The organism is Streptomyces sp. SAJ15 (assembly GCF_007595705.1).
In the GTDB taxonomy this organism is placed as follows: Bacteria; Actinomycetota; Actinomycetes; order Streptomycetales; family Streptomycetaceae; genus Streptomyces.
Genome location: NZ_NISY01000002.1, coordinates 870203 through 884297 on the forward strand (window position 1 = coordinate 870203; position 14095 = coordinate 884297).

Consider the following 14095-nt stretch of genomic DNA (forward strand, 5'->3'; position numbering starts at 1 on the left):
AGACATCGTGATCACGTTCCGTAACAGGTTGCCGGCCCTTCCCCGAGTGGCCGCGCTGACCTGCGGCCTCGCTGTCACGGTCGTCGGCCTGAGCGCGTGCGGCACCGAGGAGGACTCCGTCTCGACCGACGGCAAGAACGCGAAGACCGCGACGTCGGCCGAGGAGATGGGCGGGATGAGCGCCCTGGTCACCGCGGCTCAGCAGGAGGGCACGCTCAACGCGATCGCCCTGCCGCGCGACTGGGCCAACTACGGCCAGTTGATCGACGGCTTCCAGGACCAGTACGGGATCGAGGTGAAGGTCGAGAACCCGAACGGCTCCAGCCAGGACGAGATCAACGCCATCACCTCCCGCAAGGGCCGGGACGACGCCCCGGACGTGGTCGACCTGGGCAGCTCCTTCGCCGTGGGCGCCGCCGAGAAGGGCCTGCTGGCCCCGTACCGGGTCGCCGACTTCGACCACATCCCCGAGACCCAGAAGGACGCCAAGGCCCGCTGGTACAACGACTACGGCGGCTACATCTCCATCGGCTGCGACGCCGAGCGGATCACGAACTGCCCGAAGACCTTCGCCGATCTGCTGAAGCCCGAGTTCACCGGGAAGGTCGCCCTGAACGGCGACCCGACCAAGGCCGGGGCCGCCTTCGCCGCCGTCTACGCGGCCGCCCTGGCCAACGGCGGCTCCTTCGAGAACATCCAGCCCGGCCTGGACTTCTTCGCGGAGCTGAAGAGGAACGGCAGGTACGCCTCGGTCGAGCCCACGCCCGCCACCATCATGGCGGGCCAGACGCCGGTCATCATCGACTGGGACTACCTCAACGTCGGCTACGCCCAGAAGCTCAAGGCCAAGGGCGTGGACTGGCAGGTCGAGGTCCCCGACGACGGCGAGTTCGCCCAGTACTACTCGCAGGCGATCAACAAGGACGCGCCGCACCCCGCCGCGGCCCGTCTGTGGCAGGAGTACGTCTACAGCGCCGAGGGGCAGAACACCTACCTCTACGGCTACGCCCGCCCGGCGCTGATGACCGCCATGGCCAAGGACGGCACGCTGGACAGGAACGCCGCGGCCAAGCTGCCGCCGGTGATCGGTGTCCCGTCCTTCCCCACCGAGTCCCAACAGGCCGCGGCCAAGCAGACCCTGGCCCGCGGCTGGCGCGAGATCGCCTCCGGGTGACGCCGCGCTGAGCTCCACCGCACCCGCCCCGGAAGGCCGAGCCTTCCGGGGCGGGTGCGGTGTGGCGGTGTGGCGTCGGGTTCGAGGTCCGGGGCCGGCTCAGGGCGTGCGACGGGTGGCCGGCCCGGCCGCCTCGCCCACCGCGTTGACCAGTGGCAGGATCCGGTACGGCACACGCTCGCGCAGCGCCATCTCGGTGCGGGTGCGCACCACCCCCGGAAGTCGCACTATCCGCTGCACGATGTCTTCCAGATGTTCGTTGTCGCGGGCGACGGCCCTGGTCAGCAGGTCCCCGGCGCCCGTGATGGAGAACGCCTCGATGATCTCCGGCACCGCGGCGAGCGCGTCCCCGACGTCCTCCAGATGGCCCTGGGTGACCTCGACGTGGATGAAGGCCAGCACCGGGTGGCCGAGCGCGGCGGGGGAGAGGAACGGCCCGTACGCGGTGATCACCCCGTCCCGTTCCAGCCGGTCCAGCCGCGCCTGGAGCGTGCCGCGGGCGATGCCCAGCAGTCGCGCGTACTCCCGTGCGCTGGTGCGAGGCTGCTCCAGTAGCAGCCGAAGGATCCTCGCGTCGAGCGCGTCCACCGAGTCGGCCATGAGGGGACGGCCTCCTTCTGGTCACGGAAAGAGGCCAGTGAATATACCAATGGCCCACTCAGGGGAACGTGACGCGCCGGGCGCGAGGGGTGACGTCGGGGAGCGGCGGTGGGGACCGACGCGGCGGGCGTGGGCCGACGATCGGATGCCGCCCGCCCCCGACGCGCGGGGAGCGGACGGCATCCTGCTGTGCGGAAGCGCGGCGACGGCGCACCCGGACGAAAGGCGGATTACGGCTTGAGCCCCTTGCGAGCCCGCTCGGCCGCGTCCTCGGCGACCTCCTGCGTCTTGCCCTGGACCTGCTCCGCCTGGCCCTCGGCCTGCATCGACCGGTCGCCGGTGGCCTTGCCGGTGGTCTCCTTCAGCTTGCCCTTGACTTGCTTCGCCTTGGCCTTGCCTTTGCTCATGACATCAGCGCCCCTTCGGCGGATGCGAACATTCCTGATCTCACCGTGCCCCTATCGCGTTGCGCTCGCAAATCGCCGGGATGTGCCCGGTTGGACCGGGTGCGGGCCGTTGGCCCCCCGACGGTGGCCATAAGGGCTTGACGAGTGTGCCAATGGACCAGCGGTTCGGTGATGCCTTGAGCCAGCGGGTGATTGGATGCTTTGATTGACGGCAGTCGATGGCGCTGCGGATACCGCGGCGCCTTCTTTTGTTGAGTTCATTGCGTTCACAGGGTTCGTCGCGATCACGCGTCGCGCTCGCGCGAGACCCAGAGGGGGGCCACCAGAGGTGCTGCAGGGGATGTTCACGGCTCCGGACCCGGGCCGGCTACGGCTGCGCACGTCGGCCCGGGCCGTGGTCGGCGTCGCGCCGGCCGTGGCCGTCTCGGCCCTGGCCACCGGGTCGCTCGTCGCGGCCATCGCCGGCGGACTGGCCGCGCTGCTGGCCCTCTTCACGGTCACCGACGCCACGGTCGGCGCCCAGGCCCGCACCACCGTGCTGCTGCCGGTCGTGGGTTTCCCGGTGCTCGCGCTGGCCGCGGTCCTCCACGACCACACCCTGGTGCGCGACGCCGTCTTCCTCGGGATCGTCTTCGTCGGGGTCTACGCCCGCCGCTGGGGTCCGCGCGGGCACGCCCTGGGCGTCTTCGCGTTCATGACGTTCTTCATGGCGCAGTTCCTGCAGGCCGTCCCCGGGCAGCTGCCCGGGCTGTACGCCGCGACGGTCCTGGCGCTGACCGCGTCCTCCCTGGTCCGCTTCGGACTGTGGTGCATCGAGCGCGGGGCGCCGCCCCCGGCGGTTCCCGCGCCCCCGGCGGCCCGCGGACTGGCGCGGCCCACCACCCGCCAGGCGTTCCAGGCGGCCTTCGCCTGCGGCCTGGCGCTCGCGGTCGGACAGGTGGTCTCGCACGAGCGCTGGTACTGGGCGGTCGGCGCGGCCTGGTGGATCTTCGTCAACACGGCCTCCCGCGGGGAGACCCTGGTCCGCGGCTTCCGCCGCATCGTCGGCACGGTCAGCGGCATCGTGCTCGGCGTCTTCGTCGCGGTGCCGCTGGACGGCGCGACCGCCCCGTCGGCCGTGCTGATCGCCGTCTGCGTCTTCGGGATCTTCTACACCGCGCCGCTCTCGTACAGCTGGATGATGTTCTTCGTCACCGTGATGGCCGCCCTGCTGTACGGCCTCCTCGGGGTGCTGTACCTCGGGCTGCTCGGGCTGCGGCTGGCGCAGACCGGCGTGGGCGCCCTCGCCGCGGTGATCGCCGTCGCCCTGGTGCTCCCGGTGACCACCCATGCGGCCACCGACGCCTGGATCCAGCGCGCCCTGCACGCGGTGCGCGCCGCCACCGCGGCCGCGGCCCGGCGCCTGGCGGGCGAGACGGCGGACGGGGTCGCGGACTCCGCGGGAACGGCGCCGGGCGGGTCGGCCGCCGCGCCGGCGGCCGACCCCGCGCCGCACGTCGCCGAGCTGGAGCTGCTGCTGGGGCGGGTGCGGCTGTCGCTGGCCCCGCTGCTGCACCCGCTCAGTCCGCTGCGCGCCCGCAAGGCCCGCGCCCGGCGGGTCATGGTGCTGCTCGACGACTGCGCCCGCCAGGTGCGGGGGCTGGCCGAGCTGGCCGCTGACCCCCACCCCGACGCCTCGCGCGACGCCCGGCTGACCGCGGCCTGCCGGCGGGTGGAGGCGGCCATCCACGCCCTGGTGAGCGGCCTGGAGACGCCCGGCGCCTCGCCGGCCGCCGCCGCGGCCGCCCCGCCGGCCGAGGCGCCCCACCCGGCCTCGGAGCGTGCCCTCGCCCATCTGCACGGCCTGGAGACCGCGCTCGCGGGGCTCGCCGCGCCGCTGCGCAGCAACCCGCGCGCCCCCTTCGTCGAGGCGGCGTGAGGGAGCGTGGGGGCGCGCGGTAGCGCGGCCGCGTCCCCATCCGCCGCGGCCGCGGCTGGAACCCCGGCGACAGCTGCCCGGGATTGGTCCATACCAACGACTAGGGTCGGTGGCGACACCTCCAGTCGACGAAGGAGGCGCACCGTGTACGAGGCAACCAGTGACCGGCGTGCGTACATCGGATCGTTCACCTCCGCGGGCGGGGACGGCATCACGGTCGCGGCGGTCGACCCGGACACCGGCGCGCTGACCGCCCTGCACACCACGAGGCCCGTCCCGGACCCCTCCCACCTCGCGCTCTCGCCGATGGGCGACGTCCTGTACGCGGTGAGCGAGACCACCGACGGCGGCGCCGTCGCGCTGAGCCTCGGCTTCCCCGACCGGCCGGTGCCGCTGGGTCCGGCGGTGCGGGTGCGCGGTGACGCGCCCACGCACCTCGCGGTCGCCGCCGGCCATCTGCTCACCGCCAACTACGGCTCGGCCGGTGTGACCGTGCTCCCGGTGCGCGCCGAGGGCCGGCTGGCGGACCCCGTCGCGGTGCTGCGGCACGAAGGCGGCGGCCCGCACCCCGAGCGCCAGCGCGCCCCCCACCCGCACGCCGTCGTGCCCGACCCCTCCGGCCGCTGGGTCCTCGGCGTCGACCTGGGCACCGACGCGGTGCGGGTGTACGCGCTCGACGCGTTCACGGGCTCGCTCGGCGTCCATCGCCAGGCGGCGCTGCGCCCGGGCAGCGGCCCGCGCCACCTCGCCTTCCACCCGCGCGGCGACCTCGCCTACGTCGTCCACGAGCTGGACTCGACGGTGACGAGCTGCCGCTGGGACCCGGCCGCCGGCGAACTCCGGCCGGTCGGCGAGGTGCGCCTGCTCCCGGCCGACACGGAGGGCCCCAACCACCCCTCCGGCATCGTCGTCTCGCCGGACGGCCGCTTCGCCTGGGCCGCCAACCGCGGTCACGACTCCCTCGCCGTCCTGGCCCTCGACCCGGCGGACGGGACCCCGTCGCTGGTCGCCACCGTCCCCTGCGGCGGCCACTGGCCGCGTGCCCTGACCGTCGACACCTCCGGCCGACACCTGTACGTCGCCAACGAGCGCTCCGGCGACGTCACCTGGTTCGCCGTCGACCCGGCGACGGGCGTCCCGGAGCGGGCGGGCGCGCTGCCGGTGCCGGCGGCGTCGTGCGTCGTACTGAACTGAGCCGTGCGTCCCCGCCGCCGCACGGCCGCGCGCGGGGGCGCACGACGACGGGGCCCTCCGCCGTCGGCGGAGGGCCCCGTGATCGTTCGATGGGCGGGTGTCAGCGCACCGGCACGCCCTGGGGGGCCGTCTGGAGCTTGATGCCCAGCAGCGCCGCGTAGTTCGACAGCACCAGCCGGCCCACGGTCGGGTACGCGCCCAGCGGCTCGGAGGCGGAGCAGCCGGTCGCCGCGGCGGCGTCGGCGGCCAGTCCGGCCGGGACCTCGGGGCCGATCAGGTAGGGGGCCAGCGCCAGTCGGGCGGAACCGGACTCGCGCAGCTGGTCGGCGACGCGACTGACGGCGCCGTCCTCGTCCAGCGCGGCGGCCATCACCGGCACCGCCAGGCGCGCGGAGAGCAGCATGCCGGTGATCCCGGCGGCCTGCACGGCCTCGGCGCCGCCGACCGTCGCCAGGACGATGCCGTCCGCGGCGGTGGCGACGGTGAAGAGGCGGGCGCGGTCGGCGCGCGCGAGGCTGGCCTCCGACAGGCGCACGTGCAGGGCCTCGGCGAGCAGCGGGTGCGGGCCGAGCACGTCGGTGAGCTCGGCACCGGAGCCGCTGGTGACGATGGCCTCGCGTATCCGGCGCAGCAGCGCCGCGTCGGGGCCCGCCAGCAGCGGCACCACGACCGCGGCCGGGCCGTCGGTCGGGATCTGGGCGCGCGCGTGCGCCACGGCCTCGGCGGTCTGCTCGGCGTTCAGCCCCTCGGCCTCGGCCGCGGCGGTCACCTCCTGCACCACCGTCTCGGTGGCGCGCAGCACGCGCTCCGCGCGGTTTGCGGTGGCCTGCGCCAGCGCGGTCTCCAGCTTGGGGAACTCCTCGCTGTCCCCGTCCACGTACGCGATGCGGATCTCCAGGCCGGGCAGCTCGGAGCGCGCGATGCTCACGACCTCCTCGGCCAGGGCACGCGTGGCGGCCTCGGGCGCGCCCGGCACGGCGAGCACCAGCGGGGGCGCGCCGAGGGGAGCGGCCACGGGCTCCGGGCGGCGGTGCCGTCCTGGCTGGCGTGGTCGCGGCATTCGTACTGGCAGGCCGGGTGCGGGCCCGGTGGGGGAGCTCATGGCGCCGCATGTTAGTCGCTCAGGTGAGCTCGATGTTCGGGAGGGTGTGATCGCACGATAAACATCCCCTTTTGCCGGATTCAGTAGCTCCGGTTCCCGCGGGCGCTCCTCGACGCTCGCCTCGGGAGCTCCTCCCGCCCGAGTCGGGGATCTCCTCCGTCAGGCTCAGGTCACCACGAGTCGCAGCAGCTCAGGGTGGTGCGGCAGGCGCAGCGTCCCCGTGGCGAGGGCCGCGGCGACGCGCAGCGCTCCGCTCAGCGGATCGCCCTCGGGGGCCACGACGACGGCGTGCGGCAGCCGCGTCGACAGCTCCGCGCGCAGCGGGGCGAGCAGCGGCTCGCCCATGCGCAGCAGGCCACCGGTGAGGGCCACGTGCGGACGGGGGTCGGGCGTGGCCCGGGGGCCCGGTGCGGCGCCCGGCTCCCCGTCGGCGGTCGGGACCGCGCCGGCGCCGAAGCCCGTGTCGGCGACGCCCCTCGTCGCCCCCGCGGACACGCCCGGACGCCCGTCCAGGCCGACACCCAAGGGCATCTCCGCGCCCGCGGACAGGCCGCCGGCCGGGGCCGCTTCGGCAGGGGCCTCCGCTGCGGGCGGGCACGCCGCGCGCGCCGCCTCGGCGATGTGTCCGGCCGCCTGCCGCAGGATGGCGGTGGCGATCGGGTCGCCGGCGGACGCACAGCGGCCGACCTCCGGCGCGAAGGAGGCCAGTACGGCCGGTCGATCGGGCCTCGGGTACAGCTTCCCGGGCAGCTCCTCGGCGGGGCCGAACACCGCCTCCAGTCGGCCCAGCAGCGCCGGCGAGCCGCCCTCGCGCCCGTCGTGGGCGCGCATCGCCGCCTCCAGCCCGGCCCGGCCGATCCACGCGCCGCCCCCGCAGTCGCCCAACAGGTGCCCCCAGCCGTCGGCCCGCCGCCAGCCGCCGGCGCGACCGTCCTCGCGCGCGGCCGTGGCGCCCAGGGCGACCAGGCCGGTGCCCGCCGCGACCACGGCGCCCGTCCGCTGCCCCAGCGCCCCCGCGTACGCGGTCACCGCGTCGGAGGCCAGCGCGATCCGCCGTACGCCGAAGGCCCGGGCGAGCGCGTCCGGCAGCAGTGCGCGCAGGTCGTCGCCGAGGCCCGCCATGCCCGCCGCGCCGACGCAGACGGCCGTCAGCCGCGGTGGCCCGGCCGGACGCGCCGTGGCGCCGTTCCGCTCCGCGGCGCCGGTCGCCCGTCGTGGGGCGACGGTCCCCGCCCGCCTGTGGCCTGTCGCCGGGCCGGCCGCCTGGCGCAGCAGCGACGCGGTCGCCGGCAGCACGCGCGCCAGCAGGCTGTCCGCGTCGATGCCCCGGTCGCCGACGACGGCGGGGGTGGGGGAGGACCACAGCAGGGGCCGTCCGGGTGCCTCGGCGCGGGCCACCCCGACCCGCACACCGGAGCCGCCGGAGTCGATTCCCAGGACGTGACCACCGGTCTCCGCCCCGTCCGGGACGGTCCGCACGGTGCCCATCGGCTCAGCCGAACCCGCGCGCGTCCTGCTTGAGGGCCGTGTCGACCGTCAGCGCCGTCGCCACGACCAGGCTCAGCAGCGGGTCCGGGAGCTGGCGGTGGATCTGCAGCACGTAGTTGTCCGCCGTCGTGAACATCGTCTTCGCGAGGCCCTCCCAGGTCTTGGTGATCCGGGCGATCTCGGTCTCGGCGTGGTCGACGATCGAGAAGTTCCAGGCGCGCCAGTTCTCGGCCTTGATGGCGCCGACCCGCTGACCGTTGACCTCGATGGAGAAGTTGATCTTGCCGATGACGTTCTGCTGGACGATCTCGCCGACCGGCTGTCCGTCCGGGCGGGCCACGATCACCCGCGACTTCATGAACTTCGCGGGACGGGTGAGCACCAGGTGTGGCTGGCCGCTCGCGTCCCGGATCTCCAGCTTGTGCGTCATGAACTGGTCGATGCTGGCGACGAAGCGCGCCACCTTCTTCAGCGTGCTCTGGCCGACCTGGACCACCGAGCCCAGGGTGCGCCCATGCTGGTCGAAGACCCCGTACTCGTTGGTGAGCTCGATCAGCTTCGCCTTCTGGTTCACCACCAGGACCGGCTCGCTGAAGAGGGTGCCGCCGCCCCCGTGGTTCGGGGCCACCCCCGCCTGGGCCTGCACCTGGCGCTGGATCTTGGCCGGGTCCGCGACGGGCATCTGCTGCTGCGGGACCTGCCCGGGCTGGCCCGCGTGCGTGTGCTCGGTCCACTGGGCGCCGTCCCACCAGCGCAGCAGGTTCGGCGTGCCCTGCGGGTCGGCGTACCAGCCCGCAGGGGTGTTCGGATGTGTCGTCATGGCGGGCAGACTACAGTCCGCCACCGCGTCAGCTTCTGAATATAGGTGAGCAAAAGGGGCATTGGGGGCGATTCAGCCCGAAGCTCAGGGCAGGCGCCACTCCACCGGCTGCGACCCCTGCTGCGCCAGCAGGTCGTTGGCCCGGCTGAAGGGGCGTGAGCCGAAGAAGCCCCGGTCCGCCGACATGGGGGAGGGGTGCGCGGACTCGACGCACGGCAGTTCGCCCAACAGCGGCCGGAGGTTGCGGGCGTCCCGCCCCCAGAGGATCGACACCAGCGGGCGGCCGCGCGCCGCCAGCGCCCGGATGGCCTGCTCGGTGACCTCCTCCCAGCCCTTGCCCCGGTGGGCGGCGGGGCGCCGGGGGGCGGTGGTCAGCGCCCGGTTGAGCAGCAGCACGCCCTGGCGGGTCCACGGTGTGAGGTCGCCGTTGGCGGGCCGGTCCAGGCCGAGGTCGGTGTGCATCTCCCGGAAGATGTTCTCCAGGCTGCCGGGCAGCGGTCGCACCTCCGGGGCGACGGAGAAGCTCAGGCCCACCGCGTGGCCCGGCGTGGGGTACGGGTCCTGGCCGACGATCAGGACGCGCACCTCGTCGAAGGGCTGCTGGAAGGCGCGCAGCACATTCTGTCCGGCCGGCAGATAGGTCCGGCCCGCCGCGATCTCGGCGCGCAGGAAGTCACCCATCGCGGCGATCCGCCCGGCGACCGGCTCCAGCGCCTTGGCCCAGCCCGGTTCCACGATTTCATTCAACGGTCGTGCCACGATCCGTCACCCTATCGGCTCAGCGCGTGAGCGCCCAGCCGATCATGGGCGACGTCCGCCGGGGAGGCCGGTCAGGCGACCACCGCGGCCCGCAGACACAGCACGTCCGGCAGGTGGGCCGCCAACTGCCGCCAGCTGTCGCCCTCGTCGGAGCTCGCGTACACCTCCCCGTTGCGGTTGCCGAAGTACACGCCCACAGGGTCGGCGTCGTCCGTGCGCAGCGCGTCCCGGAGCACCACCCCGTAGTGGTCGCCGGCCGGCAGCCCGGTGGACAGCTCGGACCAGGACGCCCCCGCGTCCTCGGTCCGGTAGACCCGGCAGCGGTAGCCGGGCGGATAGCGGTCCGAGCCGTCGATGACGGGGAAGACATACGCCACTCCGCCGCGCCGCGGGTGCGTGGCCACGGCGAAGCCGAAGTCGGCCGGCAGGCCCGCGCCGATCTCGGTCCAGCTCGCCCCCGAGTCGTCGCTGCGGTAGACCCCGCCGTGGTTCTGGAGGTAGAGCCGGTCGGGGTCGGCCGCGTCCCGGGCGACCTTGTGCACGCACTGGCCGAACTCCGGGTAGCGCTCCGGCAGGAACTCCGCCTGGATCCCCGTGTTGGACGGCTCCCAGTCGGCCTCCCCGTCCAGGCTGCGGTAGACCCCGCCCGCGGAGACCGCGACCAGCAGGACACGGGGGTCACGGGGATCGGTGACCACGGTGTGGACCGCCTGCCCGCCGAAGCCCTCGCCCCACTCCGGCCGCTGCGGGTGGTCCCACAGGGGTCGTACGAAGGCGAAGGTCTCGCCGCCGTCGTCGGACCGGAACAGCGCGCCCGGCTGGGTCCCCGCGTAGACCACGTCGGGTGCCGCCTCCGCCGCGGGCTGGAGCTGCCACACCCGCTCCAGCGACGCCCCCGTCTCGCGCGGGAACCGCACCGCCGGCCGCGGCGCCTCCTGCCAGCTGGCCCCCAGGTCGTCGGAGCGGAAGACCGACGGCCCCCAGTGGGAGCTGTCCGCCCCGGCCAGCAGCCGCGGGACGCGGCGCCGGGTGTCGATGCCGATGGCGTACACCGCCTGCATGGGGAAGTGCGGACCGCTCAACTCCCCCCACCCCCCGTCCCCGTCGCCGCCCGCGCCCCGGCGGCGCGTGAGGAACAGCCCCTTGCGGGTGCCGACCGCGAGTACGACCTCATCCATGACGCCCTCCTCCGCGCGGCAAGGCGGATTCCCTGCGGTTCTCCCCGGCACCACGATTCTTCTCCCGCTTCCGGGGCTCCGCACCCGGCGCGGGCCGGGGGCCCTGTCCTGGTGGGCGTGGAGGGCTCGGGCTGCCGGGGCTTGGGGCGTGCGATGGCCCGGAGCGCCGGGGGCCTGGGGGCGCGGCGTCCGGACGCCGCCGTGGGGCCCACTCCACGGCGGCGTCCGGGTTCGGCTCACGCCGCGCGGTGCGGCGCGGCGCCGTGGTACTGCGGCGGCATCTGAAGGTCGGCGCCGAGTTCGCGGGCGGCACGGCGGGCGAAGTACGGGTCGCGGAGCAGCTCGCGGCCGAGGAGCACGGCGTCGGCCTCGCCGTTGGCGACGATCTTCTCGGCCTGGCGCACCTCGGTGATCAGGCCGACGGCGGCGACGGGCAGCCCGGTCTCCTCCCTGACCCGGGTGGCGAAGGGGACCTGGTAGCCGGGACCGGTGGGGATCCTGGCGTGGGGGACGAGGCCGCCGGTGGAGACGTCGAGCAGGTCCACGCCGTGCTCGCGCAGCAGGGCCGCGAGGCGGACGGTCTCGTCCGCGGTCCAGCCCTCGCGCTCGTCCTCGGTGTTCTCGGTGAGCCAGTCGGTGGCCGAGATCCGGAAGAAGAGGGGGAGGTCCTCGGGCCACACCGCGCGGACGGCGTCCACGACCTCCAGCGCGAAGCGGGTGCGGTTCTCGAACGAGCCGCCGTACTCGTCGGTGCGGTGGTTGGTGTGCGGCGAGAGGAACTCGCCGATGAGGTAGCCGTGCGCGCCGTGGATCTCGACGACCTCGAACCCGGCGCTGAGCGCGCGCCGCGCGGCCGCCGCGAACTGGCCGACGATCTCCTGTATCCGGTCGGTCGTCAGCTCTTCCGGCTCCGGGTACTCCTCGTCGAAGGGCAGCGGGCTCGGGGCGAGGGTCTGCCAGCCGTGCCGCTCCGGCGGTACGGGGCCGGAGCCCAGCCACTGCTGCTCGGTGGACGCCTTGCGGCCGGCGTGACCCAGCTGGATGCCGGGGACGGTGCCCCGCTCCTTGAGGAAGGCGGTGATCGGGCGGAGCGCCTCGACCTGGGTGTCGTTCCACAGCCCCAGGTCGGCGATGCTGATCCGGCCCTCCGGGCTGACCGCGGTGGCCTCCACCAGGATCAGGCCGGTGCCGCCGGTGGCCCGCGAGGTGTAGTGCGAGAAGTGCCAGTCGTTGACGACACCCGCGTTGGGGCCGAAGACCTCGGCGGAGTACTGGCACATGGGGGCCATCCAGATCCGGTTGGGGATCGTCAGCGAGCGCAGCGTGTACGGCTGGAACAGGGCGTTCGTCACGGGGGTCTCCACAGGGGTGTCCATCGGGGTCTCCATCTCGCGGTGCGTCCGGTCGACGTTCGTACGATAACCCTCGTAGTACGGCAGATGTCAAACTACGAAGGTCTTCGTACAATGGGCATCGAACACCCGCCGATGAGTCAGGAGCCGACGTGCCGACGAAGAACCCCACCCGCGCCACGGCTCCCACGGGCCGCACGCTGGACCACCCCGCACGGGACGAGATCCGCCTCGAAGAGGTGCTGCACGCGCTCTCCGACCCCATGCGGCTCCAGATCGTCCGCACGCTGGCGGCCGAGCCGGAGGAGCTGTCCTGCTCGCTGTTCGAGCTGCCGGTCAGCAAGTCCACGACCACGCACCACTTCCGGGTGCTGCGCGAGAGCGGAGTGATCAACCAGATCTACCGGGGCACCGCCAAGATGAACGCCCTGCGCCGCGCCGACCTCGACGAACTCTTCCCCGGCCTGATCGAGAGCGTCCTGCTGGGCGCGGAGCGCCAGGAGCGGCGGCTGGGCGGCGGGTGACCGTCGGCGCGCCCCGACGCCCGGAGCGCGCGTCCGTCGGTCACCATGGGCGCACGGGCGTGTGCCCCGGCCCGAGACGGCGATCGGGTTCCCGCGCGGGCCGTGCCCCGTTCAGGGCGGCGATGTGCCCCGCGCGGCCGTGCCCCCCCCGCCCAGGAGGCCGGAACGAGCCCCGCGCGGGCCGCGATCAGGCCCCGCCCCGCGCCGCCGCGAGCAGACCCGGCCAGTCCGGGATCTTCACCTTCGTCCGGCCCAGCGCCCGGCCCAGCTCCTCCTCCGCCGCCTCGATCCGCAGCCAGCCCGGCCACTCCACCGGATCCAGGCCCCACGCGCGCAGCGCCGCCCGCGGCTCCTCGGCCACCGGGCGGGCGGCCAGCGCGTCGGCGTCGGCGAGCAGCGAGGCCACGGTCTGCTTGGCGCACGGTCGGTTGGTCCCGATCACCCCCGTGGGGCCCCGCTTGATCCACCCCGCCACGTACTCGCCGGGTGAGGCCACCCCGTCGCGCAGCACCCGGCCGTCCGCGTGCGGCACCGTGCCGTGGCGCGCGTCGAAGGGCAGCCCCGCCAGCTCCACCCCGCGGTAGCCCACCGACCGCAGCACCAGCTGTGCCTCGATGTCCTCGAAGACTCCGGTGCCGGTCACCCCGCCGGCGCCGTCGGGCGCCGTCCGCTCGAAGCGCACCGCGCGCACCGCGTCCTCGCCCAGCACCGCCACCGGCCGCAGGAAGAAGCGCAGGTGGACGCGGCGGTCGCGGTCCGTGGGCGGACGCCCCGCCCGGTCACGCAGCACCTCGACATTGCGCCGGTTGACCGCGGGGAGCCCGGAGGGGTCGGCATAGGCCGGGTCGAGCGCCAGTTCCTCGGGACGCACGCACACCTCGGCGGAGGGGAGCAGGAAGAGCTCGCGCAGCTCCTTGGTGGTGAACTTCGCCTGGGAGGGGCCGCGTCGGCCGACCATGTGGACCTCTTCGATCCGACTGTCGGCCAGCGCGCCGAGCGCCGCGTGCGGCACGTCGGTGGGCGCCAGCTCCTCCGCGCCGCGGGCGAGGATGCGGCTCACGTCGACGGCGACGTTGCCCACGCCGATGACGACGGCGGAGCGCGCGCCGAGCGCGAAGGAGCCGCCCGCGACATCCGGGTGGGCGCTGTACCAGGAGACGAACTCGGTCGCCGAGTAGCTGCCGGGAAGGTCCTCGCCGGGGATGCCGAGCCGGCGGTCGGTGGCGGCGCCCACGCAGTAGACCACCGCGTGGTAGAGCTCCAGCAGCCGCGCCGGCGCCAGCGGCTCGGGGCCGACGGGCACATTGCCGAGGAAGGAGACCCTCGGGTGCTCCAGCACGGTCCGCAGGTTGTTCTGCAGCGATTTGATCTTCTCGTGGTCCGGTGCCACGCCGTAGCGCACCAGTCCGTACGGACAGGGCAGTCGGTCCAGCACGTGCACGGCGATGTCGGGCACGATCTGCTGCTCGACCAGCGACTGTGCGGTGTAGACCCCGCTGGGCCCGGATCCGACGACTGCGACGCGAAGCACGGTGGAGCTCCTTCCCGCAGGGGACTCCAGCATCGCACCGTGGAGGGT

General features: G+C 74.3%; 13 protein-coding genes. 4 read left to right on the forward strand and 9 right to left on the reverse strand.

Going from position 1 to position 14095, the window contains the following annotated elements; translation table 11 throughout:
* The first annotated feature begins 7 nt into the window (after positions 1-7).
* Complete coding sequence (locus CD790_RS09220; protein ID WP_399217178.1) at positions 8-1174, forward strand: ABC transporter substrate-binding protein; 1167 nt, start codon at positions 8-10, stop codon at positions 1172-1174.
* A gap of 99 nt (positions 1175-1273) precedes the next feature.
* On the opposite strand, the gene CD790_RS09225 is transcribed toward CD790_RS09220, so the two are convergent.
* Both CD790_RS09225 and CD790_RS09230 read right to left on the reverse strand, forming a co-directional pair.
* Positions 1274-1774, reverse strand: coding sequence for an Lrp/AsnC family transcriptional regulator (locus tag CD790_RS09225; protein WP_144382542.1), 501 nt, complete (start codon positions 1772-1774; stop codon positions 1274-1276).
* Between the two features lie 230 nt (positions 1775-2004).
* Positions 2005-2181 (reverse strand): CsbD family protein, encoded by a 177-nt coding sequence (locus tag CD790_RS09230; RefSeq protein ID WP_144382543.1) that lies wholly within the window; start codon positions 2179-2181, stop codon positions 2005-2007.
* A gap of 340 nt (positions 2182-2521) precedes the next feature.
* Between CD790_RS09230 and CD790_RS09235 the strand changes: the two genes are divergently transcribed.
* Positions 2522-4099, forward strand: coding sequence for an FUSC family protein (locus tag CD790_RS09235; RefSeq protein ID WP_186318935.1), 1578 nt, complete (start codon positions 2522-2524; stop codon positions 4097-4099).
* Positions 4100-4243: 144 nt separating this feature from the next.
* Positions 4244-5293: a lactonase family protein gene (locus CD790_RS09240; RefSeq protein WP_144382545.1), complete on the forward strand. Its 1050-nt coding sequence runs from the start codon at positions 4244-4246 to the stop codon at positions 5291-5293.
* A gap of 100 nt (positions 5294-5393) precedes the next feature.
* Here the strand turns inward: CD790_RS09240 and CD790_RS09245 are convergent, their stop codons facing one another.
* From CD790_RS09245 to CD790_RS09270, 6 genes are all read right to left on the reverse strand, one after another.
* A complete protein-coding gene (locus CD790_RS09245; RefSeq protein ID WP_144382546.1) occupies positions 5394-6395 on the reverse strand; it encodes a M3 family metallopeptidase in 1002 nt (333 codons plus the stop codon).
* A gap of 165 nt (positions 6396-6560) precedes the next feature.
* A complete protein-coding gene (locus CD790_RS09250; RefSeq protein ID WP_144382547.1) occupies positions 6561-7883 on the reverse strand; it encodes an N-acetylglucosamine kinase in 1323 nt (440 codons plus the stop codon).
* Positions 7884-7887: 4 nt separating this feature from the next.
* Positions 7888-8703, reverse strand: a complete 816-nt coding sequence (locus CD790_RS09255; protein WP_144382548.1) for a phospholipid scramblase-related protein — start codon at positions 8701-8703, stop codon at positions 7888-7890.
* Between the two features lie 84 nt (positions 8704-8787).
* Entirely contained in the window at positions 8788-9465 is a 678-nt protein-coding gene (locus CD790_RS09260) for a uracil-DNA glycosylase (RefSeq protein ID WP_144382549.1), read from the reverse strand.
* 68 nt (positions 9466-9533) lie between these two features.
* Positions 9534-10640, reverse strand: coding sequence for a sialidase family protein (locus CD790_RS09265; protein WP_144382550.1), 1107 nt, complete (start codon positions 10638-10640; stop codon positions 9534-9536).
* Positions 10641-10876: 236 nt separating this feature from the next.
* Complete coding sequence (locus tag CD790_RS09270) at positions 10877-12016, reverse strand: NADH:flavin oxidoreductase/NADH oxidase (protein WP_144382551.1); 1140 nt, start codon at positions 12014-12016, stop codon at positions 10877-10879.
* A 128-nt stretch (positions 12017-12144) separates the two neighbouring features.
* Between CD790_RS09270 and CD790_RS09275 the strand changes: the two genes are divergently transcribed.
* The gene (locus CD790_RS09275) at positions 12145-12516 is read left to right on the forward strand and encodes a helix-turn-helix transcriptional regulator (RefSeq protein ID WP_144382552.1); all 372 of its coding nucleotides are present in this window, start codon (positions 12145-12147) and stop codon (positions 12514-12516) included.
* Positions 12517-12703: 187 nt separating this feature from the next.
* Here the strand turns inward: CD790_RS09275 and CD790_RS09280 are convergent, their stop codons facing one another.
* On the reverse strand, positions 12704-14047 hold the full coding sequence (locus tag CD790_RS09280) for an FAD-dependent oxidoreductase (RefSeq protein WP_144382553.1): 1344 nt from the start codon (positions 14045-14047) through the stop codon (positions 12704-12706).
* Between the last annotated feature and the right edge of the window lie 48 nt (positions 14048-14095).

Coding starts and splice junctions, on each gene's coding strand:
- CD790_RS09245 (WP_144382546.1), bottom strand. CDS start 6,395: ATGAGCTCCCCCACCGGGCCCGCACCCGGCCTGCCAGTACGAATGCCG.
- CD790_RS09250 (WP_144382547.1), bottom strand. CDS start 7,883: ATGGGCACCGTGCGGACCGTCCCGGACGGGGCGGAGACCGGTGGTCAC.
- CD790_RS09255 (WP_144382548.1), bottom strand. CDS start 8,703: ATGACGACACATCCGAACACCCCTGCGGGCTGGTACGCCGACCCGCAG.
- CD790_RS09235 (WP_186318935.1), top strand. CDS start 2,522: ATGTTCACGGCTCCGGACCCGGGCCGGCTACGGCTGCGCACGTCGGCC.
- CD790_RS09265 (WP_144382550.1), bottom strand. CDS start 10,640: ATGGATGAGGTCGTACTCGCGGTCGGCACCCGCAAGGGGCTGTTCCTC.
- CD790_RS09230 (WP_144382543.1), bottom strand. CDS start 2,181: ATGAGCAAAGGCAAGGCCAAGGCGAAGCAAGTCAAGGGCAAGCTGAAG.
- CD790_RS09270 (WP_144382551.1), bottom strand. CDS start 12,016: ATGGACACCCCTGTGGAGACCCCCGTGACGAACGCCCTGTTCCAGCCG.
- CD790_RS09225 (WP_144382542.1), bottom strand. CDS start 1,774: ATGGCCGACTCGGTGGACGCGCTCGACGCGAGGATCCTTCGGCTGCTA.